The sequence below is a fragment of the bacterium genome, assembly GCA_008933615.1.
GTDB lineage: Bacteria > CLD3 > CLD3 > SB21 > SB21 > SB21.
On record WBUR01000008.1, the window covers coordinates 40,631 to 62,918 of the forward strand.

Annotated in this window: 17 protein-coding genes; 10 read left to right on the plus strand and 7 right to left on the minus strand. The window is 43.4% G+C overall.

Features of this window, described 5'->3' with window-relative positions; genetic code table 11:
• The first annotated feature begins 72 nt into the window (after nt 1-72).
• Entirely contained in the window at nt 73-2,523 is a 2,451-nt protein-coding gene (locus F9K33_04455; GenBank protein KAB2880614.1) for a carbohydrate binding family 9 domain-containing protein, read from the plus strand.
• A gap of 12 nt (nt 2,524-2,535) precedes the next feature.
• Here F9K33_04455 and F9K33_04460 read toward each other — a convergent pair whose 3' ends face one another.
• Genes F9K33_04460 through F9K33_04470 form a run of 3 tightly spaced genes read right to left on the minus strand, consistent with a single transcriptional unit; the run spans nt 2,536 to nt 5,778 of the window.
• A complete protein-coding gene (locus F9K33_04460) occupies nt 2,536-3,381 on the minus strand; it encodes a hypothetical protein (GenBank protein KAB2880615.1) in 846 nt (281 codons plus the stop codon).
• Between the two features lie 16 nt (nt 3,382-3,397).
• Nucleotides 3,398-5,092, minus strand: coding sequence for a hypothetical protein (locus tag F9K33_04465; GenBank protein ID KAB2880616.1), 1,695 nt, complete (start codon nt 5,090-5,092; stop codon nt 3,398-3,400).
• A 2-nt stretch (nt 5,093-5,094) separates the two neighbouring features.
• A complete protein-coding gene (locus F9K33_04470; protein KAB2880617.1) occupies nt 5,095-5,778 on the minus strand; it encodes a hypothetical protein in 684 nt (227 codons plus the stop codon).
• 146 nt (nt 5,779-5,924) lie between these two features.
• Here F9K33_04470 and F9K33_04475 point away from each other — a divergent pair, with 146 nt between their 5' ends.
• The gene (locus F9K33_04475; protein KAB2880618.1) at nt 5,925-7,310 is read left to right on the plus strand and encodes an FAD-binding oxidoreductase; all 1,386 of its coding nucleotides are present in this window, start codon (nt 5,925-5,927) and stop codon (nt 7,308-7,310) included.
• Here the strand turns inward: F9K33_04475 and F9K33_04480 are convergent.
• The 3 genes from F9K33_04480 to F9K33_04490 form a co-directional block, all read right to left on the minus strand.
• Complete coding sequence (locus F9K33_04480; GenBank protein ID KAB2880619.1) at nt 7,307-9,772, minus strand: carboxypeptidase-like regulatory domain-containing protein; 2,466 nt, start codon at nt 9,770-9,772, stop codon at nt 7,307-7,309. The genes F9K33_04475 and F9K33_04480 overlap by 4 nt on opposite strands.
• Nucleotides 9,773-9,836: 64 nt before the next feature.
• Nucleotides 9,837-11,132 (minus strand): hypothetical protein, encoded by a 1,296-nt coding sequence (locus tag F9K33_04485; GenBank protein KAB2880620.1) that lies wholly within the window; start codon nt 11,130-11,132, stop codon nt 9,837-9,839.
• 28 nt (nt 11,133-11,160) lie between these two features.
• Nucleotides 11,161-11,499 (minus strand): hypothetical protein, encoded by a 339-nt coding sequence (locus F9K33_04490; GenBank protein KAB2880621.1) that lies wholly within the window; start codon nt 11,497-11,499, stop codon nt 11,161-11,163.
• Between the two features lie 194 nt (nt 11,500-11,693).
• On the opposite strand from F9K33_04490, the gene F9K33_04495 reads away from it, so the two are divergent.
• Nucleotides 11,694-12,287 carry a sigma-70 family RNA polymerase sigma factor gene (locus F9K33_04495; protein KAB2880622.1) on the plus strand — a complete coding sequence of 198 codons (594 nt, stop codon included), beginning with the start codon at nt 11,694-11,696 and terminating at the stop codon, nt 12,285-12,287.
• Nucleotides 12,284-12,781 (plus strand): hypothetical protein, encoded by a 498-nt coding sequence (locus F9K33_04500; protein ID KAB2880623.1) that lies wholly within the window; start codon nt 12,284-12,286, stop codon nt 12,779-12,781. Before F9K33_04495 ends, F9K33_04500 begins: the two co-directional genes overlap by 4 nt.
• Before the next feature lie 124 nt (nt 12,782-12,905).
• Here the strand turns inward: F9K33_04500 and F9K33_04505 are convergent, their stop codons facing one another.
• Nucleotides 12,906-14,957, minus strand: a complete 2,052-nt coding sequence (locus F9K33_04505; protein KAB2880624.1) for a S9 family peptidase — start codon at nt 14,955-14,957, stop codon at nt 12,906-12,908.
• Between the two features lie 106 nt (nt 14,958-15,063).
• On the opposite strand from F9K33_04505, the gene F9K33_04510 reads away from it, so the two are divergent.
• The 6 genes from F9K33_04510 (at nt 15,064) to F9K33_04535 (ending at nt 22,263) form a co-directional block, all read left to right on the plus strand.
• Nucleotides 15,064-15,939: a hypothetical protein gene (locus F9K33_04510; GenBank protein KAB2880625.1), complete on the plus strand. Its 876-nt coding sequence runs from the start codon at nt 15,064-15,066 to the stop codon at nt 15,937-15,939.
• Nucleotides 15,940-16,168: 229 nt separating this feature from the next.
• Complete coding sequence (locus tag F9K33_04515; protein ID KAB2880626.1) at nt 16,169-16,621, plus strand: YbhB/YbcL family Raf kinase inhibitor-like protein; 453 nt, start codon at nt 16,169-16,171, stop codon at nt 16,619-16,621.
• Between the two features lie 115 nt (nt 16,622-16,736).
• Entirely contained in the window at nt 16,737-18,119 is a 1,383-nt protein-coding gene (locus tag F9K33_04520) for a SpoIIE family protein phosphatase (protein KAB2880627.1), read from the plus strand.
• A 284-nt stretch (nt 18,120-18,403) separates the two neighbouring features.
• Nucleotides 18,404-18,607, plus strand: coding sequence for a hypothetical protein (locus tag F9K33_04525; protein KAB2880628.1), 204 nt, complete (start codon nt 18,404-18,406; stop codon nt 18,605-18,607).
• Between the two features lie 83 nt (nt 18,608-18,690).
• On the plus strand, nt 18,691-19,272 hold the full coding sequence (locus tag F9K33_04530; GenBank protein KAB2880629.1) for a transposase: 582 nt from the start codon (nt 18,691-18,693) through the stop codon (nt 19,270-19,272).
• A 324-nt stretch (nt 19,273-19,596) separates the two neighbouring features.
• On the plus strand, nt 19,597-22,263 hold the full coding sequence (locus F9K33_04535) for a protein kinase (GenBank protein ID KAB2880630.1): 2,667 nt from the start codon (nt 19,597-19,599) through the stop codon (nt 22,261-22,263).
• The last annotated feature ends 25 nt before the right edge of the window (nt 22,264-22,288 follow it).

The window sequence follows — 22,288 nt, forward strand, 5'->3', positions numbered from 1 at the left end:
TTTTTTACTCACTTTACGTAAAAATTCAAGCGTTTCATTCAACAAAAGTCTCTCCAAAAAAGGTCATCGATCATGGAATATAAATGCAGCAAACGAATTCCATCTGCGCACAGGTTGAGATTTACAAATAGTCCTCTACTTATCTCAATAATGGCCTTAGCATTTTTTTTGACGCCAATGCACATGGACGCTTTTGCCAAGGTGCAAAATACTGCGATTGCAGAAAGCTCCAAGAATAGCTTATCCGGCTCCGGCGATTTTAAGCCGAATCCAATCTTGACGCTTGATCTAAAGCCAACATCGGTGAGCTTTGTGATTGACGGCGAGATCGAGGAAGGATGGATGACTGCGGAACGCTTTGAGAATTTTGTTGAAAATTGGCCGAATGAAGGTATGAAACCCAAGGTTGTAACCGATGGATACGTAACTCACGACGACAAAAATTTTTATGTAGCCTTTATTTGTTATGATCCGGAAATGAAAAAATTGCGCGCATCGCTTAGCGATCGGGACCGAGTGTACCGGGATGATTTCGTCGGGATTAATGTGGATCCATTCGGCGCACAGGTTAACGGGTTTGAATTCTTTGTTAACCCTTTGGGCATTCAGGCCGATTTGACGGTAGACGTCAGCGGCAATGAAGATGACAGTTTCGACGCCGTTTGGGAATCGGCGGCAAAAATATATGACGATAGGTGGACAGTCGAAATCAAGATTCCTTTCCAAAGTCTTCGTTTTCCAAATAAACCCGAACAGGATTGGTTGATCCACTTCTGGCGAGTTTATCCGCGTGAACAGCGATATCTTTATTCATGGATGCCTACTTCTCGGGATGTGAGCAATCAGTACTCACAGGCCGGGCACCTGAAAATGGCCTTGTCGGAAACGCCGGGTAAGACCTTCGAATTGCTCCCATATATCGTCGGCTCCACTGCACGTTCTCTTGAAGATAAAGATCCTGCCGGAATCAACGGGAAATGGGGTAAATCTAAGTTTGACAACAATCTGGGTTTTAATTTGAAATACGGGCTGTCATCGAACATAACTCTGGACATGGCCTACAATCCTGATTTCAGCCAAATCGAAGCGGACGAAGGACAAATAAGTGTCAACAACACGTTCGCATTATTTTTCAATGAAAAACGACCTTTCTTTTTAGAAGGCCGGGATATTTTTGACGTCGACCGGGATATTAATTTGTTTTACACGCGCACGATTAATAATCCGTTGATTGCGGGCAAGCTTTCGGGCAAAGCGGGAAAGTTGAGTTTTGGATATATTGCAAGTTATGATGAAGATACACCGTATATCATGCCATTTGAAGAAAAGAGCATAACACTATCCACCAATCAGAACTCTACAACAAATATTCTCCGCACGAAATACGAGTTGGCAAAGGGAACTTATGTTGGGTTTATCGGCACGAACCGACGCATTTCAGGGGGCTCGAATACCGTAGGAGCTTTAGATACAAAGATCCGGTTGAATTCAAAATATACTTTATCCGCACTGGCAGGTTTGAGCCGCACTGACGAACCGACCGATTCCGTATTGTCAGAAGACGACATAAGCGACGTCACTTTTGAAACTCAGGGTAAATCATACAACAGCGATTTTGACGGAGAAAATTTTAATGGTTGGTTCACGCGTGTGACTTTAGACCGTACTGCGCGTTATTGGGGTTTTTTTGCATGGTATAACGACCTCTCACCCGGATTTCGCTCAGAGAACGGGTTTGTTCGAAGTAACAACATTCGGGAATTTGGCGCGGTGAACCGTTATACATTTTATGTCAATGAATCGCATCCCTTGTTGGTCAGAATAGAACCCCGCGTTCAGTTTAATCGTAAATACAATTACGACGGCCAATTGAAAGACTGGTGGATAAACCCCCAATTATTCATCCAATTTAAAAAACAAACTTACGTTTGGATGAGCGTTGCTGCATTAAATAATGAAAATTACCGTGGGCGGCAATTCAACAATATTCACCGCGTAAATTTTGAAAGCGGAAGCCAGGCTTTAAAAATAATCAACGGCGGTTTCTGGACTGAAACGGGAAATTATATTAACCGGGGAGGCGAGGAAAACGACCCTCGAAATCCGCTCGCTAAAGCAAAAGGTTTTGGTTTTCAAACGTGGTTGACATTTAAGCCAACGAGCCGGCTGTCCGATGAGTTTAACTATCGTCAGTTTAACCTATGGACACATTATGGAGGCGACTTAATTTTGTCGCAGAAAATATACCGTAACGCCATTTCGTATCAATTCACTAAACAGCTTTTCCTACGCCTGATCGGCGAATTGGTAAGAATCGCCGAATTCGATTCGGACGAACAAAAGATCGTACGCTCCAAATATTTCAGCATCAATCCGCTTTTAAGCTATAAGATCAATCCGTTTACCGTATTTTTCTTAGGCGCCAATATGGGCGGCGAGAATAAGCCCTATGAAAACTACGACGGCTTGACTACCACAAATCAAAGCGTCTTTGTAAAATTTCAATATTTTATGAGGATCTAGCGGGAGCCTGGATTATTTTTGACTGGGCGATTCGCCGCGGCGATAATCAATATTCATTTCTTGGCGGGTCTTATCAATCAATTCCTTAGTTTTCTGTTTTCGTTTAATCACTTTCAGTCGGGATTCAATCTCTAATGATACTTCACTAAAAGGTTTATAGGTTCCTTTTGGTCGAATTTCGACCACATACCAGAACGAATAATAGCCGTGTCTTGTTAAGATAGGCCCGATGATCTCATCGGTTGCATTCTTTAGGAAAACCTGTTTAGCTACCCTATCTTCAAATTTATTACGAGTCTGAAAATCCGTAGCGCCGACGATATCGCTGTCAGCCGCCGCCTGTGAAACGAGCTCCATAAAATCTTTTTTCCTAAGGCGAGACATCGCAAGAAATTCAGATGCCATTTTCCTTGACCTTAATTTATCCAAAGTTAGAAAATACTGAACTTTGACGTGGTCTTCCGAATAGATAAATGAGTTTCTATTTTGAGCGTAATAATCCTCTGATTCTTTCGGCGTGATCGTCACGCTTTTTTCAATTTCGCTTTCGATAAACGATTGGATAAGCAATTCACGCCGCACGTTTTCAACCTGGCGTTGATACGAAGGATCCTTATCGTAACCTTCACGAATTGCTTTCTGATAAAGAGACTCAGAGTTGATCCAGTTTTGAACATAATCTTGCCGGGCTTCATCCTGCAAACGCATGTCCGCCCTGAGCGCACTGTCGACCACTGTTTCAGTCAATTCGGCGGTACCGATTTTTACAATAAATTTATTTTCAGGCACGTTGCACGCAATGATAACAAACGCGCTGCCGAAAATGAGTAACAAATATGACGTAATTTGAAATTTCATGACTTAATCAAAATCCTTACAGATTATTTTCATATATAACGACTTTCCAACGCTTTTTTAGATTTCTTAGTAATTCTTTTTCGCTCTTTTTTATTTCATTATTCCTATAGTCGTTTTTCATGATATTCTTTACCGTTTCGTAATTTAGCAACTCGGGCTCGATTTTGCTTTCAATTTTGATAATGGAAAAGCCACCGGATTTTCTGGAAACTATTTTACTCACGTCATTTTTTCCCATCCGTAATGCAACATGGACGAGTTCGTTTTTTTCTGTATACTTTGATGAATTATTCGGAATAAATTTTACACTGTTATCATTGTTTTTTGCGTTAATTATCTCCGGAATTTTCGCAAGATCGACCCCGGATTGAATGACTCGTTCTGCTGCATTTATCAGTTCTAATGTTGGAGAATAAATTTCTGACCATCCAATCACACCCTCCGTCTGATATTTTAACCGGTTCCTTGAATAGTAAGCATAGATCTCCGAATCCGATGGACTACTAATAATAAATGCCAATTCATCGGAAACACGCTTGATCACCCGCTTTTTCTTAGATTCCGTTAATTCAGCCCGAAAAGCTTCTGACTCCATAAATCCGTCCTGTACGCTTAAATCCGCAAGCAAAAAAGATTTGCAGTAATCTTTGACTAATCGTTGTATTATTTGATAATTCGGTGATGGAATTTGATCAGGAGAATAGTTGCGTATGAAATCTCGAAACGACACACTTTGTGTCCCTAAGATAGCAATCGGCCTTTCGAGATATTCTTCAGTCAACCCAAATGCTCCTGACTGCGCTTTGGCGGTATCCAGTAGTACGTCCAAAAGTATCTGAATATTCTCGTCAACTATCTTTACGCCTGCAGATTTATATAGTGAATCCAGGAACGCGTTTTGGAAGCGAATAAGCGTAGCATAATCATCTCCCTGCAATCGTGATTTTATCAATTCTTTCGCTTGGGCGATATCAATCGGTTTTTTTAATGAATCATCAAAAGCGATCACGCGACAAATGACATATGCCCCTTGAATTTCAATTGGCTTTGAAACTGAATTGGGCCGCATTTTGATTACTTCTCTTTCATACAATACCGGAATCTGGCCGATTTGCATTTTCTCGTGTGCAATATTGACCTTTTTGGAGTATGGATTCAAATAGTAATCAGAATTTTTTTCGGCAAGCTCTTCAAAATTATTCTTATTGATCAAAATATAAATAGAATCTGCTTTTCGTTTTGCTTGTTCGATGGTTAGTTTGGCAAGCGATCCTTTACGATCTTTAAATCGGATCACTATATTTTGAACGCGAATGGTTACGCCAAAATAATCCATGTAAGCTTTGACATAGTCTTCAGTAACAAAGTTTCCAAATATATATTTTTCGTAGGCATTTCGATACAGTATGTTCTTTATATCTTTTTCTTCGTTCCATGATGTATCTTTATCAAATCCTTTCTCTATCCCATACGCCAATTTGAGCCTGTCATTAATAATCAAATCCAAATATTCTCTCTTTTCAGAAAAAGCCAGCTTTGAAGCGTTTTGTCCGAATTTCTTTTCAAGAAAAATATTGAAGTCGTTTACTGTAATTGCTTCTTTCCCATCGATCGTAGCTAAAACATGATCGTTGCTTTTTTGACAACCGATAATAAAAAAAATACCGGCAATGACAAGCGACCGTACACTTGCACTAATGCGCTTTAACATATTTAACTCCCTGCTTTCTCGATTTTGCGTTTTTCATACATTGAAGCCAGAATACTTATTAAGAAAAGAATGCCGATCACGGAAAACGTGATCCATTTGGATAAATGAAAATTAAAATACTCAGCAAATAATTTACTCCCGATGAAAAATACGATAATATAGGCGCCGTCAACCAATTTAGGAAATCGTTTGATAACGTTCAAAAAAGCTCCGGCAACCATCCGCATGGTAATAATGCCAATGATGCCTCCCGTAATAACTACCCACTGTTTATTTGACAACGCAACTGCTGCCAGTATCGAATCAACTGAAAACACAATGTCCGTCAATTCTACCGCGACAACTGTACTCCAAAAAGCCGACAAACCCAGAAACATTTTGGGAGCCGGTATTTTCTTTTCGGGTTCCTTTTTCTTTCGAACAAAATGATCAACGGCCAGGTAACATAAATAAATTCCTCCCGCTATCTTGACTGCCGGCATATTGATCAGATAAACGGCCAAAAGAACGGCGATCGTTCTGAAGACAAATGCTCCGACAATTCCATACTTTAACGCTTTTTTTTGCTGGTCTTCCGGCAGGGGCATCACTTGTACAGCAAGAACAATGGCATTATCGGCGCTTAACAATCCTTCCAGCAGAACCAGCAAAGCTATCGTGATCAGATCCGATGATTCAAAACTCATAACGTCCTTTTTTTAAAAGCGTGTGAATATAGACCAGAGAACAGCACTTAATCAAGGGAAAATCAGGCGCTTTCGCGTATAAAATTATTCTGAAATTATTAAAATTAATCGTAAATTGTTATGTTTGGTTAACAGGACGTACGCGTATGACAGATCATAAAGAAAAATTTATTTCAATTCTTGAAAAGAACAGAGTATCGGATCGAAGCGACGATCTTCTTGAATACGGCCGGGACTGGACACGCAAACATACTCCGGATCCGTGCATTATCCTGTTTCCTAAAACTGCTAACGAAGTGCAGAAAATTGTTTCCTATTGCTACGAGCATAATATTAAAATCGTTCCTTCGGGAGGCCGGACGGGTCTCGCGGCGGCGGCGGTGGCAGCCAATCAGGAAGTTGTCGTTTCTTTTAAAAAAATGGATCAAATCGTGTCTATCGATATCGAAACGGGAAGCGTTGACGTAGAAGCCGGAGCTATATTGGAAAACGTTCAGAAAGCGGTTGCTGATAGGGGTATGTTCTTTCCTATGGATTTCGCTGCACGTGGAAGTTGCCAGATCGGAGGCTGTATCTCAACCAATGCCGGCGGACTTAAAGTGATTAAATACGGCATGATGCGCGACCTCGTTCTCGGCCTTGAAGTTGTAACGCCCACAGGCAGTATTCTCCGTTTGAATTCAAATGTACACAAAAATAATTCCGGCTATGATCTAAAACAATTTTTCATCGGTGCGGAAGGAACGCTGGGTCTGATCACGGAGGCAACGCTTAAGATCGTTCCGAAACCCAAGAACCTGCAGTTAGCGCTATTGGCAACTGACAATTTCACAACTATTTTGGAAATCCTGAAATCTGCGAAATTGAAGTCGCTTGACATCACCGCTTTTGAGTTTTTTACAAAACCGTGTTTACAGGCCGTTTTAGATTATGTCCATCATTGCCGCAATCCATTTGCAGAAATCTATCCGCTGTATGTGATGCTTGAGATTGATTGCGGAGATCGGATGGAAGACCTGCAATATTTTGTAGAATCCGTTGAGCACTTGATCCTTGATGGCACTTTATCCCTAAACCATCAAACGTTTAAGGAGTTGTGGGCTTATAGGGAAAATATTCCGGAGACTATTTTAAAACTCGGCCAAATTCACAAAAATGATATCGCCGTTCCAATCTCATCCATGCCTTCGTTTATCATGAAACTGGAGAAGATGATTGCTGAGAAATATTCGGCCTTTCAAGTTCTGCTTTTTGGCCATATCGGCGACGGCAATATCCATGTGAATATTATTGATACAACCCGAATGCCGATGGAGGAGTTCACAAAGATAACCGATGAATTGGATATGGAAATGTGCCGATTAATAAAATCCTATCATGGAAGTATCAGCGCGGAACACGGAATCGGATTATTGAAAAAAAAGTTGATGCACCTGCACAGAAATCCGGAGGAAATTCAAATGATGAAAAATATCAAGTCGGTTTTTGATCCAAAAAATATTTGTAATCCAGAAAAAATAATTGACCTTTAAAACACTCTTGCGAAACTTCCGCCGACATAAAACCCTTTCTTGTCCAGCCTTTGCGCCGTGTCAATTCTGAAAAAACCAAACAAACCGTTCAGAGACCATCCGATTTCATGATGAAATTGATCCGTGTAACCCGGCCGGTACGTCAGCGTTCTCAGCCTGTCTTTTGAAATCCATGTTCGGCCCGATGCGCCATGCACGATCACTCCAATACCTTTTTTTGCAATGGATTGAAGCCCGATGAGCTCGAACGGAATGGTTCGAAAATTATGTTCCCAGAAAATCGCCGTGTATTTTTCTCCTTCGTACAGTTGCCCACGTAAGGTCTTAAATACACCAAACGGCGTGAATGCCTGTAACGACCCGTCAATTGCCGAAAGCCGCTGAAGCGGTAAGTGGCCGGTGTATGTTCCGCCAATCCATCTTAGATCCAGAACATTAGGCAAAAATCTTCGTGAAAAAAAAGTTTTGAAACGCCAGTCGACCGAAGCCCTATAGGTCGTAAAATCAAAATCGCTCGATAACCATTGACTAGAGCTGTGTTCTATTTTAACCTCCGCGCGTTCCTGGCCAACAAAACCAAATGGAACATAGTCGTCTCCGTAAATCACAGACATGTGAACGGAACGCATCGTGCCCTCATCAATTTTTGGATTCGGCCTTTGAACATTATTGCGGCCCAAAATATCAAAGTCAGTATTTTTTATGAGAGATGTTTGAATTTCACTGCTCCAGCCAATCCTAAAATTCAGGTCAATTTTACGAAATTCATAACCCGCGCCGAACTCCACTTTTTGATTTTTGTAAAAATCAAAATAGTCGCGAAATCCAAACAGCGCCGGCCCGCTTGCAACCAAAAGAGAATAATTATCTGACGGGTATCGTTCGGTAGTTCCGATATAATAATCACTTTCAAAAAATCCCTGGTGTTTTTTACCCCAATTATATCTGGACCCGGCGCCGTAAAACCACCGTCTTAGGCTTGTCGAATAGCCGCTCAAAACGTAAGCTGAAAATGTTTTCGAAAAATCATATGAATATTTTATCCCGACATGTGCGCCGTCCACGCGATTAAACCAGAACCGAGGCCCCAAGCCGTCTAAGACAGTTTTGAATACATTTTTTTTCTTTTCCGCTATGACAATGCTGTCGTTGTATTCATCTTCCATTTTGACCATGCGAGACAAGGCGCCGGTCGGCTTAAATGCTTTTGAAAATGAATCTCCTCGTTTAATCATACGAAATGCCGAGTCCTCACGGTCGGATAACGGAATGATTATCTGCGTAGAATCAAATTGATTTTCCTTTTTAAGCGAGGTGGAATCCACAATAAAAGCTCGCTTGGTCTTATATAGTGAATCCGGCAATGTCACGTTTATCTGATAATTATTGAATCCGGTGATCTGTGTATATTTTATGGAGGGGAATTGGAGCCCGATCATACCGATCTTGATTTTTCCGTCCATGCGCATGTCGATAGGCAGCCAAAAGGCCTGTCCGAAATTACTAAATTGCTGCATGTAATACACTTTCCACTCTTGCACGGGCATTGGAAATATGACGAAATCATTGGGTCTTAATTCCGCTTCGATCATTACAGAGTCCGTATCCAGCACGGAAATCTGGCCGACGAAAGTTGGCTGGAGTTTTGTTTTGGTTTGGACCGATATGTCGTACACCAACTGATCATCCCGGTAACGCCGCCCGATAATTTTAAAATCGTAATAATCCAACGCATCCGGATGCGTCGGCCCGACAAATTTCGATTCCTGTATGAGAACATCGTCATCATACAAATTGACAATTTCGTCGTCGCCGACAACCACGTTTTCTGACGGACTTAGATTTTTTGTATGGCGCTTTGACTTAATGACGGATCGCAGTCCTCTTATCCGATCCCAATAGGTTTCTGCCAGCACCTCGGAGATCATAACGATTCCTGAATCGTTTTCAATAACCGAACGCATGTACGTATCGGCGCTAAAATTTTGTATTTTCTTATGCCAGCTTTTTTTCTTGGCGATCACATTCCGCATAATGCGCATCCCCGGATCTTCCCCCAAAACAACCAGCGCCTCCATCTCGATGGGCGACTGATTTAATGAGATGTCTTGCTCGCCCGCAGAGGACGACGTTATGGTTATTTTTTTTGATTCGTATCCGATATATCGAACGACGAGAGTCGCAGGCACGTGCTCCACATTAATCGAATATTTCCCTTCACGGCTGGCAATGACTCCTTTTAACGTACCTTCGATCTGAATATTAGCAGCCGGGAGGTTTTCACCGGTTGCAGCGTCCTTAACAACTCCGGATATAATTTTCTGCGCAAAAGACGGCTGTGTAAACAGGAACAAAAGCAGTACTATTTTCTTCATAATCCTATCCTTAAAATGCGAGCCGATGCGTAATGGCCTAAATATTCGTTCTGGATTCATCATATTCAGCACAAGAAAAACGCCCATTCTCCATCAGCGGAAGTCATAGGCGCTAATTGATTCAGTGTTAACGGAGGCGTCAAATCCAATTCTAATGAGCAGCCTTTTTCGATAATCGCTCCGTTACTTTATCCGCGATCTTATCACGAACAGACCGGCTTGAAATTTCTTCATTTGAAAAATTCAATGTTCGTGTCAAAATAGTCGTGCTCACATTTTGTTTGCTGAGCATCGACATAACTGCATACCCTTGTTGGCTGGATGACGAGATGTTGGAAACGGCATTCAAAAACGCAAAGAGAACTTGGTCATCCGAAGGACATACCGCCGCAACTTCTTCCAGAACATCACCCTGAACGGAACTGGATGAGATATGTTCAATGCTTTTTAGGATTTTGATGAATGCAGAGCTGCTCATGTCCTTTTTTCTTAATAATGCCTTTAAAGCGGCGCCTTGTTCGGATGATGAACTTATCCATTTAACGACATCTACGTAAGCTTCGACAACCTTGTCGTTAGCCGAACTTTTTTGCGCAAGGGATTGAAGCACAGAACTTTGTGCGGAACTTGACGAAATATGCTTAATAACCTTAGCCATCGCCTCGGCCGATTCATCGTTGATCACACGTAATTCCGTGAGCTGAATTAAGACTTCGCTTTGTTTTGAACTGGACGAAATTTCTTTCGTAGCGCGGATTAAGGATTCTGTCAAAACGCTGTCTTCTTGGAATTTTCCGGCTGAGGATATCAAAATATCGCCTAATTTTGAACTGCTGGATATTTCATTGGCAACGGTCTCGACTGCTTTTTCAAGCTCTTGCGAACTGAGATCGGGATGATTCAATATCGCTTCAAAGTAGATTTTTTTTGCATAGTTGCTATTCACCCAACGGATCTCACGGATGGCCGCCTGTGCCCCTTGTTCTGCGAGAATTTTCTTAATTCGCCCTTGCGCGCCGAGCCCCGTTTCACGAGCTACGTCCTGCAAAATCAACGACAGCCATGCCTGAGCGTCCGAATCAAATTCGTAATCACGTCCTTGTATGGTGTACTTTTTTTCAATTTTTCCGTCGGCTGCTGCAGTCAATGTGATTGAGCGATACGTAAGCCAATCCCGTTCTTTAATCACGATAAATCCGTCGGGCGAAATACTTTTTATGTCCAGATCGTTTGGTGTCATTTCTACCACTCCGCCCGATCTCACCTCCAGGCTTTTTAGCAGCGTATTGGAATAATAGTCAATACCGCCGTTTTCGGTCGAACTATTTTGAAAGCCGATGAGTATGCCGCGGCCTTTTCTGTCATCCTGAATCCCGGCATGGCCATTCCACGATACCTCCGCAGTAATATTTAACAGCGTGGCGCAGATGATTGTCAAATAAAACATGATAGTGCTCCTTATTGCTTACAAAACATTATTCCGCGCTCTTTTGACTTTTGGCAATAAAATAGTATACGATAAATGCCAAGCCGGCCAATATGGCGACAAACCCAAACGAAGCGGGCCCTTCCATAAGTAAAGGAAACATAGAATTGATAAATAGCGCGATACCGATTGCGATCAACACAATACCCCATTTAAGCGATGGCATCGGCTGCATTTCCGTATTCTTCACAAAAAGATATTTGGCGTTTTCGTCTACGACGCCTTTATCAATCAATTTTTGCCGTAATCGGTTATCGCTGAGCGTTTTGATGGTTAAATAGATAATGTAAAATAAGAAAATCGGGATAAGAAATTCCATGTTGTTCATGACGGTTCTCCTTACTTAAGTTGCGTGTTATTTGAATAGACAGATTAAATTATCAATAGTTGCAAAGTGATCGTTCATTACGACCTTAAATGAATAGACCGGTCAACCGGGAAAATGTTGCACTTGCAAGTTAACAATAATTTTTGCAACATTTGTCAAAAGCCCATGTCTAACTCAACATAGGAAAAGGAGACATGGAAGATCGCGCCATCGTTCATAAAATATTATCCGGCGACCTAAATGCTTTTGAAACAATAGTTAATAGCAATCAAAAGCTGGTGGCGCATGTGGTTTTCAAGATGGTACGCCAGGCGGCCGATCGTGAAGAAGTTTGTCAGGATGTGTTTATTAAAGTGTATGAAAATCTAAAATCGTTTCAATTCAACTCAAAGTTGTCCACTTGGATTGCACGTATCGCTTATAATTCCTGTCTCAATTATTTACAAAAGAAAAAACTGCCCTTGTATAATGATGTGCCGACAACTTATGACGAAAACGAACCCATCTCCGCCGGTTTTTCAGAAAATATCTGGGGCAGTTCGCCCGGGCCGGAAGACGCGCTGATGCGGAGGCAAGTTTCGGAATACTTAAAGACAGAGATTGGACAGTTGCCGGTGCAATACCGAACGATCATAACGCTCTATCATCTGGATGAAATGAGTTATCAGGAAATCGGGCAGGTTTTAAATTTGCCCGAAGGTACTGTCAAGAGTTACCTGTTCCGTGCGCGAAAAATGCTGAAAGATAAATTACTTGCAAAGTATCAGGAAGAGGAATTAATATCATGAACCACTTAACGGATGTCGAAATACAGTCCCTTGCGGACCAAGCGTCTGATAACCCGGAGATTCAATCTCATCTTGAATCGTGCCCGATGTGTCGATCACACGTTTTTGCTTACCGTCAACTTTTTTCAGCATTGAAAAAAGACGACGGGGCCGCATTGCCGAATACTTTTGCCCGCATGGTTTTATCGCGAATTGAAGAAAAACAAGAACAGAAAGCCGTTTGGCGTGATTGGATATTGATAGGCATCGCCGGAATTATGGGCGTCGCGATTTCAATATACTATACCGGCTCATCGCTGACCGGGGACGTCGTTACGGATTCTGTAAAAAACCTACTGAACTCCCGCGAGTCGGTCGCGTCATCATTCCGTCAGGTTCAAAACTGGTTTGGCGGCGGTTTATCCTACTTGATCTATGGCGCACTCCTGCTTTTGATTTTCAATTGGCTCGACGAGAAATTGATTAAGTCCAAGAAATTTTCCGGTCAACATTAGTATTTTTAGTGATGAATAAACCCTTGCTCAGACAAATAAGTAATACTGCGAATAGATCTCCCGCAGATTTCGCGGATTTACGCAGAGCTCTTATCAGCGAAAATTTGCGCTATCTGCGGGAAACTTAGCGGTTTCCAACCCTATCCAGAATAAAAGCATATTCGAAAGCAATTTCCCTCAAATAATCATAACGTCCCGATGCGCCGCCGTGTCCCGCGCCCATATTGGTCTTCAGAAGAATTACATTTTGATCGGTTTTCACACAGCGCAATTTAGCCACCCACTTTGCGGGCTCCCAATAAGAAACACGCGGATCATGAAGTCCGGCCGTAGCGAGTATGTTCGGGTAGTCTTTTGCTTCCACCTGTTCGTACGGCGCATATGACTGAATATAGTCGTAATAAGCTTTTTCATTCGGGTTGCCCCATTCCTCGTACTCCGTCACCGTCAAAGGAAGCGTAGCATCCAGCATGGTATTCGCAACATCGACGAAAGGAACTTTTGCAACAACGGCTTTAAAAAGGTCGGGACGCATATTGGTCACCGCTCCCATGAGCAACCCTCCGGCGCTCGCACCCATAATGGCCATTTTATCTTGTGATGTATATTTTTCTTTGGCCAGGTATTCGGCGCATGCGATAAAATCGGTAAATGTGTTTTTCTTTTTTAAAAGCTTCCCGTTTTCATACCATAGCCGGCCAAGTTCCTGCCCGCCCCGGATATGAGCAATGACAAAGATAAATCCGCGATCAAGTAAACTTACGCGCGATGAAGAAAAACCCGGTTCGACCGTAATTCCATATGAACCGTATCCATACAATAACAACGGGCTGTTTCCGTCTTTAACCATTCCCCTTTTATATACCATCGACATCGGAATTTGAGCGCCATCGGTTGCCTCCGCATACAATCTTTCACACCTATACTGCGCCGCGTCATAACCGATAACTTCTTCCTGCTTTTTTAACTCCTGTACGCGGGTATTCATATCATAGTCAATGGTGCTTGGCGGCGTAATCAATGAACTATAGGTAAAGCGCAGGATTGACGTGCCGTATTCCGGATTGCCGTTGGGAGACAAAGTATAAACCGGTTCAGGAAATTCAACATAGTGCTCTGCGTTCATTTGAATATCTCGAACGCGTAAACGCTTAAGCCCCTTCTCACGCTCATAAATCACCAAATAATTTTTGAAGGCGTCGACATCCTCAATTAATACATCTTCCCGGTGAGCAAGAAATTCCAGCCAATGCATTTTATCCGTTGCATCAACCGGCGTTTTCATCAACTTAAAATTCACAGCATGCTCGTTTGTCAAAACGTAGAAATCGGCATCCTGATGTTCTACAAAATATTCTACATGCTCCTCCCGGGGATGAAATAACTTGAAGCCGCCTGACGGCCGATCGGCATCCAAATAACGCACTTCCGTTGAAACTTTGCTGCCGATGTTCATAAAGATATATTTCTCGCTGCGTGACTTGGCAATTTCCAAAAAATACCGCTCGTCATTTTCTTCGTAAATTAATTCATCCTTGGTATGATCACTGCCCAGTTCATGCCGAAACACTCTGTAAGGGCGTGATGCGGCGTCAATAGTATTGTAGAAAAGAGTACGATTGTCATTAGCCCATTCCATGCCGTAATACGTATTTGGAATTTCTTCATGCAAATTTTTTCCAGCGCGCAAATCTTTAATGTGCAGAGTATATTTTTCGGAACCGTTGGTGTCGATGGAATAAGCCAGGAACTGATGGTCGGGGCTAACCTGAAAAACACCCAGTGAAAAATAGTCTTTTCCTTCTCCGAGTTCATTCGCATCCAGTAGAATTTCTTCCGGCGCATTCAACGATCCTTTTTTTCTGCAATAGATTTCATATTGTTTGCCTTTTTCCGTTCGGCGGTAATAAAAATAATCCCCCCATTTTTGCGGAACGGAATCATCCGTTTCTTTGATCCTGGCAACCATTTCCTGATATAATTTCTCCTGTAATATTTCCGTATGCGCCATCGTCTTCGCCGTATACTTATTCTCTTCCTCCAAATACGCTATGACGTCGGGATTATCTTTGTCACGCAGCCAGAAATAATCGTCGGTTCGCGTATCGTTGTGAATTTTAGCGGTTATTCTGTTCTTTTTGGCAATAGGAAAATCTAAGAGCATGGGTTTATTCATTCTATTCTCAGTGTTCAAGACACTATATTCACAATAAATTGTTTTCTTTTACACTACATTTCTTTATCTTTTTTCAGTCTTGCAAAATATGTAAAAAACGCTTCTCATGCGACTGAAATTTATTTGCGCCTCTTTTTTAATGGTCTCTGCCATTTTTTCTTTGGATGAGGTTTTTCCGGCCAATGCAGCGGTCGCTGATTCGAACAATAATAAGGTAAATCAGAAAATCATAAACCCGAAGGCAACTTTCCATTTCGGGTTTACGTATGGAAGAGCCAGTTTTAGTACTCGAACCGGGGTTCTTTCAGCTTTTTCAGCTTCCGGTTATCTGTATCATGTTATATCACAAGCCGATCCGGGCGCAAAATCCGGCCAGCCGATAGTATACTCCGTTTATGTCGAAGGCAACCTTACAAAAAAAATTCTTCTGGGCGTGCATGTATCAAAAACTAGAAATCAGAAAATCACCGGAAGCAATTGGATAGGCGCGTTGGAGGAAAAAAAGCCTGTCCCCGTGGAACGATTTGACGTGGAGGAAACGTATTCCACCGAATTTATTAACGGAACAATCAATTATATCATACTTCCGGTAGACTTCAATCATTCCCGATGGGAAGTAAGTGTCGGCACTGGCATTAGTTATAATAAACTAAAATTGTCCGGCATGCAGCATTTTGAAAGACGTGAAAGACGGCCTGCCAACTCCGTTCCTCTCGATGACACCTCTGCCTCATATGGAACAAAAGCGAGCGGCTTTGGATATTTATTTGCCGGAAGTATTGATTTTTATTGGTCACGTTTTGTTTCAAACCAATTCAAATTGGAATTTCGACATACGCCTTCTCTGCATGTGCCGGCCCAAACATATACGTACGTGACGACCCGGTCCCGGGTGCGCGTTACCGACTCGCAAACTTTAAAAAAGCATTCCATACGCTATTCCGGGGTGATACTCTCCATTTCTCTGCGCTTTCACATCTGATTTTCAAATTTATTCGACACACTTGCATTGCGAGCCGGTACCTCCCCGATGACGAATGCTATAAAATAAATAAATTCAGCTATGGTTTTATTAACATTTTTCTTATGTTTATTCTAGTTTTTCAGCAAGGCATCATGATATCCGGCAAGGTTTCGCATTCATTATGGTTTTGATTAACATTTTCTCGATTGTTTTTGCCGTGATACGGCTGAATTCGGGAGAAGATCCAATGAATATTGAAAGCTCCGTTTTCAAAGACCGCGGATGGATTCCAAAAAAATACACTTGCGACGGCGAAAATGTTTCTCCACCGCTTTTGTTTAACAGTATCCCGCTAAATGCAGCCAGCCTTGCCTTGATCTGCGATGATCCCGATGCGCCGGCCGGAACATGGGTTCACTGGGTTGTATTTAACTTGCCGCAGAATACGAAAGGCCTGCCTGAAAATATTTTATCCGACACAGCGTTGCCCGGCGGCGCCAAGCAGGGCGTCAACGATTTTCGCAATATCGGTTACGGCGGGCCGTGTCCTCCAAGCGGTAAGCATAGGTATTATTTTAAACTTTACGCCCTGGACTATTTACTAGACCTTGAAGCGGGAGCCACAAAGTGGCAGGTTGTCCAAGCCATGAAAGGTCATATTATTGCTGAAGCAAAACTAATGGGTATGTATCAACGGTAACATTTACTTCTGGCTCCTATCCGTATTGCTCACATACGTCATGCTGAGCCGATCGAAGCATGACTAAGTATCAATAAATCAGCCTTCGACGAGCGCTGACTGTTTTTTATCTTTAATGTGCGTACAGCGGATAAGCACGTTACTTTTTTGCCGGTACTGTTATTTCATATTTTTGTTGTATCTACTTACAGGAGTACACTTCATGGAATCCGGTTCATCACCCGAACTCAATACCTTACAGGAAGAAAATATCAGGCTGCGGCGCGCAGTTGAAGAACTTTCTATTTTGAATGACCTGGCGCGCGTGATCGGCGGCACCATGAATTCTCAGGAAATCATGCAGACGATCATTCACCGCTCACTTCGAGCTGTGCACGCAGAACAGGGTGTTATCACCCTCGTTGACTCCAGCGCCGACCGATCCATGAAGACATTGGTACGAAGCATGGTCAGTTCCAGCGATCACTCAAAATTCCACTTGACCGAAAGTATGCTCGGCTGGATGCATCTCAACAAGAAACCGCTGATGGTTAACGATCCTGCAACGGACGAACGGTTTAGAGGTATTACCTGGGACGCTTCGTTCCGCAATGCCCTAAGCGTTCCGATGACCGTCAAATCAACGCTGATAGGCGTTCTAACTGTGTATAACAAAAAAGAAGGAAAAGCCTTCACCGACGATGAACAGCGCTTGCTCGCTATTATTGCAACCCAATCGGCGCAGGTCGTCGAGAATGCGCGTCTATATGAAAAAGAAAAAGAACTGGTATATATCCAGGAGGAGTTGCGTCTCGCTGCGCAAATTCAATCCGAACTCCTGCCGACCACTTTTCCAAAGATCAAGGGATACCAACTTTCCGGAAAAAGCATCGCCGCGCAATCGGTTGGAGGCGACTACTTTGATTTTATTCAGATGAACGAAAACAAATTGGCGGTTTGTCTCGGCGACGTCTCAGGAAAAGGTTTGCCGGCGGCTATGCTCATGGCCAATCTGCAGGCGACACTGCGCGGACAAACGCTGCTCGCCAATTCCCCCAAGCAATGCATCGAGCGTTCCAACAAACTATTGCACCAAAGCACCGGCGATGAGAAATACGCAACGCTGTTTTACGGAATTCTGGATACGGCCACGCATCAGTTCAGCTACACCAATGCCGGCCACAATCCGCCGCTGATCATTTCCAAGGACGGCTCCATACGACTATTGCGCAAGGGCGGGATCGTAGTCGCCATGATGGAAACTTTTCCATATGATGAGGAAACGGTCAGCTTTCTCCCCGGCGACACGTTGATCATTTATTCGGATGGTATTTCGGAAGCGATGAATGATAAGGAAGAAGAGTTCGGCGAAGAAAGACTGGAAGCGCTTCTGAAGAAAACGCTGCATCGTCCTCCGGATGAAATGATCACTTCGGTTATCGAAGCAGTCAATGCGCATGCAGGAAACATGCCTCAGATGGACGACATGACGCTGGTCGTATTGAAGATGATGGAATAATTTTTTAAACCCGTGAGGTTTAGAAGATACCCATACTCATAACAGCGTAACTGCAAATACCACGTGTCTACCGGCGATGAACTAAACCTCACAGGTTTATATTTTCTTCGCTTGCCAATAAGCAATGCAATCCGTAATTTGCAATCCAGATAGCCGTGACTTCCAATAATTTCATTGTTCTAGCCATGTTCGATTCCTACCTCAAATTATTATTTGAAATTACCTAACGCGGGGATGCGCGCGAAGAATCGTATTATTCCGCGCTGGAAGACCTGATCCATTCATTGGCGAAGCATTTCGATAAAGCCAAAGTTCAAGTCGCTACGCTGCCGAAGAAAACCCTCATTATCACCGTTCTGGGAAAGACCATCGACATCCAATCCGAACTCGATCCGCTTTTTGACGCCGTAGAAAAAAATATTTTGCAGATCGAACAATCAGTATTGGTAGGCGCAAGCTTTAGCTTGCGAGACGCGCGCGCAGCCTAAAGGCTGCGGCTACCATTATTTTTTTGACGCGGCCTTATCCTGACAGACTTTTTATTCGTACGGAAATTTGGCAAATCTATGAAATGAACACGATCCGAAACAGAAAATCCATTCGATTACCTGGTTACGATTATTCAAAACCCGGCGCCTATTTCGTGACGGTATGCGTGAAAGAACATGCGCATTTATTCGGTTCCATCGAAAAAACCGTCATGCGGGAAAACGAATTTGGGGAAATCGTACGGGAATGTTGGAATGATTTGCCCCGTCATTACCCGTCGGTGAAATTGGACACATTCGTCATCATGCCGAATCATATTCATGGAATTATTATCATCGTGAATGATGATCACGGCGGTGGTGACGTAGGGGCAGGTTTCAAACCTGCCCCTACGAAAACCAAAACCAACACACCAAAACGTCACGGTTTGTCCGAAATCATCCGTGCGTTGAAAACGTTTTCCGCCCGCCGTATCAATGAAATGCGAAATTCGCCCGGTATTTCCGTTTGGCAACGTAATTTTTATGAACATATTATCCGGAACGAACATGCGTTAAATCAAATCCGCAAATATATCGAAGCCAATCCTGCGAATTGGCAATTGAACAATGGGAATTCCATTTCCGATGAACTCGCCCACGTCAAAACCTTGTCAACCGTTTAGATGTGATACATGCGAGCAGCGGCCCGGCGTTTGAATGTGATATTCTGAACTTTCCCACAAATAATCCCTTGCACAATTCCGCTAAATGCAGTATATATTCACATATCCAACAGAAAAACAGAGGTCTCCCGTCTATACTTAACCAGAGTTTACTCTTGTTTTAAAAACAACCTGTTTGAAAAGCAGAGTTACGAACTCAAGTAATTCCGACCTAATCAGGTTGATCGGCAAAGAAGTAGATATTCGATCAACTGCATAAGCATAAAATAACATATTATTTTAATTATTCATCTGCAGATCAACTTCTTAACCTAATAAGGAGATGTGTCTGCGTTTATCTACAGGATCGTGATTATGATAGGCCAGAATATTTTACATTACAAAATTCTCGATAAACTCGGCGAGGGTGGAATGGGCGTCGTGTATAAAGCACAGGATACCAAACTCGACCGGCTAGTTGCGTTGAAGTTTCTCCCCCGCTACGTCGCATCCAACGATACAGAACGCGCGCGTTTTCTTCAGGAAGCGAAAGCCGCGGCAACCCTGAATCATCCTAACATCTGCACCATTCATGATATTAGTGAAAATGCCGGAGAGCAATTTATTGTCATGGAATGTGTTGAGGGCGTGACCGTAAAACAGAAATTTTCAGATTCCGCTCTTAAGATCGGTGATGCAATAGGCTATGCAATTCAAATCGGCGAAGCCTTACAGGAAGCACACACAAAAGGTATTGTTCATCGTGATGTGAAATCCGAGAACATCATGGTCAATTCCAAAAATCAAATCAAAGTAATGGATTTCGGATTGGCCAAATTACGTGGCTCGGTCAAACTTACCAAATCCTCCAGTACTACCGGAACGCTTGCCTACATGGCGCCAGAACAGATCCAGGGAGGAGAAATCGACGCACGGGCGGATATTTTTTCGTTTGGTGTTGTCTTGTATGAAATGTTGACTGGGCATACGCCGTTCCGCGGGGAGCATGAAGCCGCGATGATGTATTCGATACTGAATGAAGAACCGCAACCGATACAAAAGTTCCGCGAAGATATTTCCTCTGAACTGCTTCACGTTCTGCATCGCGCACTTGAAAAAGATCCTGAAGAAAGATACCAGACGGTCAAGGATATGACCATCGATCTGCGGCGGCTGAGAAAGGAATCCACTCGCGTTGTTCGCCCATCCGGAAGCGTTCAAATTCGTGAACAATCCGAACCTTCGGTTCCGGAGACGAAGAGCGTACAGTCCATTAAGCCAAAACAAAACCGAATGGTTTTGATAGGCGGTATTGGTGTTGCGGCTGCAGTCACTATTGCGGTGGTATTCTCATTTTTTGGAAAACAAGAAAAAGTTCCGTTCCAGAAGTCGAAATTCACCAGGGTTACGTCCAGCGGCAAGGCAATGGAATCTGCGATTTCTCCTGACGGCCGATATATTTGTTACACAGAAAGAGATTCCGGAAAAGGATCTCTTTGGGTCCGGCAGATCGCAACGTCCAGCAATATTCAGATCGTTGCCCCGCAAACGAAAAACCCGTTCAATCTCACTTTTTCACCGGACGGCAATTTTATTTATTATACCCAATCCTCCGAACAGTCCGTAATACCCATTCTGTATCGAATTCCCGTTCTGGGCGGCACCCCCGTCAAGATCCTTGCAGATGTGCAGTCAAAAGTTTCCCTGTCCCCGGACGGAAAACAATTTACGTTTCATAGGGTCATCAGCAGTACCGGTGATTTTGCCGTGATGATTGCCAATACGGACGGATCCGCAGAAAAACTTCTTGCCGCCCATAGCGGCGTGTCGTGGTTCAATGGCAGCCCTTCGTGGTCCCCGGATGGAGCCACCATCGCGAGCGGATTGGGAACGTGGAAGGACGGCATGCATTCGGAATTACTTGTCGTGGACGTACTGACGGGAAAAGAAAAACGCATAACGGAAAAAACCTGGTCGTCCGTTGCCAGCGTGGAGTGGCTCTCGTCCGGAGCAGGTATGATCGTGCGCGGGGCGGAACGCGGTTCGGACCGGTCGCAGATCTACTACGTTTCGCATTCTTCCGGAGAAGTTTTCAGGATCACCAACGATGCAAACCAATACAACTCCTCCAGCGTGACGACCGACGGAAAGAGTCTATGTATCACGCAGAGTGAAATCGATTTTCAGCTTCATTATATTAGAAATGGAAATGCTTCTAATTCTTCTAAGATCAGCAGCCAAAAGGATGACGGATTAAGCGGCCTGACGATCGGAAAAAAGGGCGAAATATATTACGGTTCGTCCTATGGCGGGCAATACGATATCTGGACGGTGGATAGTTCCGGCAAGAAGCAGAGGCAAATAACCACCGATCCGGCCGTTGATATCGTTTCCTCCGTTACGCCCGATGGAAAATACATTTTGTTTTCTTCGTATGAAACGACGGACACGCCCAGTATATGGCGCATCGGTGTTGATGGCAGCGGCCGCAAGCAGCTGACATCAGGGAGCGAGGATTACTCTCCGATCATGGACCCGAGCGGTAAACACATTGTGATAGCATCCTGGATTCTGGGCCCGATGAGAATCATGACGATACCGGCCGACGGAGGAGAACGCGTTGACCTTTCGAAGATCGACGGTTTATCCCCCACTCTGTCTCCGGACGGATCTTTGGTGTATTTTCTACATCGTGCTAACGACAGTCCGACGGGCTCCGTTTACAGCGTTCCTGTTGAAGGAGGAAGCGCGAATAAAATATTCGATCTCCCACGGAACGCAGCCGATTTTGTCCGATGCAGGCCGGGCCGACAGGAGTTGAGCTACATCCTTGAAGATGGCGGCGTAGACAATATCTGGACATGCGCCTTAGACGGTTCTTCAGCAAAACCCTATACAAATTTTAAGGAAAATGTGATTGCTAATTTCGAATGGATGCCGGATGGTAATTCTCTGGTTGCCTCTCGCGGCAAGGTTTCAAGAGACGTGATATTGATCACAGAAGAAAAATAATTGATCCGATTTATTCATTGAATAC

What these genes read in the sequence shown, in the direction of transcription:
- F9K33_04455 (KAB2880614.1), top strand. Translation starts at nt 73, where the DNA reads ATGGAATATAAATGCAGCAAACGAATTCCATCTGCGCACAGGTTGAGA.
- F9K33_04475 (KAB2880618.1), top strand. Translation starts at nt 5,925, where the DNA reads ATGACAGATCATAAAGAAAAATTTATTTCAATTCTTGAAAAGAACAGA.
- F9K33_04530 (KAB2880629.1), top strand. Translation starts at nt 18,691, where the DNA reads ATGAACACGATCCGAAACAGAAAATCCATTCGATTACCTGGTTACGAT.
- F9K33_04500 (KAB2880623.1), top strand. Translation starts at nt 12,284, where the DNA reads ATGAACCACTTAACGGATGTCGAAATACAGTCCCTTGCGGACCAAGCG.
- F9K33_04495 (KAB2880622.1), top strand. Translation starts at nt 11,694, where the DNA reads ATGGAAGATCGCGCCATCGTTCATAAAATATTATCCGGCGACCTAAAT.
- F9K33_04465 (KAB2880616.1), bottom strand. Translation starts at nt 5,092, where the DNA reads ATGTTAAAGCGCATTAGTGCAAGTGTACGGTCGCTTGTCATTGCCGGT.
- F9K33_04490 (KAB2880621.1), bottom strand. Translation starts at nt 11,499, where the DNA reads ATGAACAACATGGAATTTCTTATCCCGATTTTCTTATTTTACATTATC.
- F9K33_04515 (KAB2880626.1), top strand. Translation starts at nt 16,169, where the DNA reads ATGAATATTGAAAGCTCCGTTTTCAAAGACCGCGGATGGATTCCAAAA.
- F9K33_04460 (KAB2880615.1), bottom strand. Translation starts at nt 3,381, where the DNA reads ATGAAATTTCAAATTACGTCATATTTGTTACTCATTTTCGGCAGCGCG.
- F9K33_04505 (KAB2880624.1), bottom strand. Translation starts at nt 14,957, where the DNA reads ATGAATAAACCCATGCTCTTAGATTTTCCTATTGCCAAAAAGAACAGA.
- F9K33_04470 (KAB2880617.1), bottom strand. Translation starts at nt 5,778, where the DNA reads ATGAGTTTTGAATCATCGGATCTGATCACGATAGCTTTGCTGGTTCTG.
- F9K33_04480 (KAB2880619.1), bottom strand. Translation starts at nt 9,772, where the DNA reads ATGGGCGTTTTTCTTGTGCTGAATATGATGAATCCAGAACGAATATTT.
- F9K33_04510 (KAB2880625.1), top strand. Translation starts at nt 15,064, where the DNA reads ATGCGACTGAAATTTATTTGCGCCTCTTTTTTAATGGTCTCTGCCATT.
- F9K33_04485 (KAB2880620.1), bottom strand. Translation starts at nt 11,132, where the DNA reads ATGTTTTATTTGACAATCATCTGCGCCACGCTGTTAAATATTACTGCG.
- F9K33_04520 (KAB2880627.1), top strand. Translation starts at nt 16,737, where the DNA reads ATGTGCGTACAGCGGATAAGCACGTTACTTTTTTGCCGGTACTGTTAT.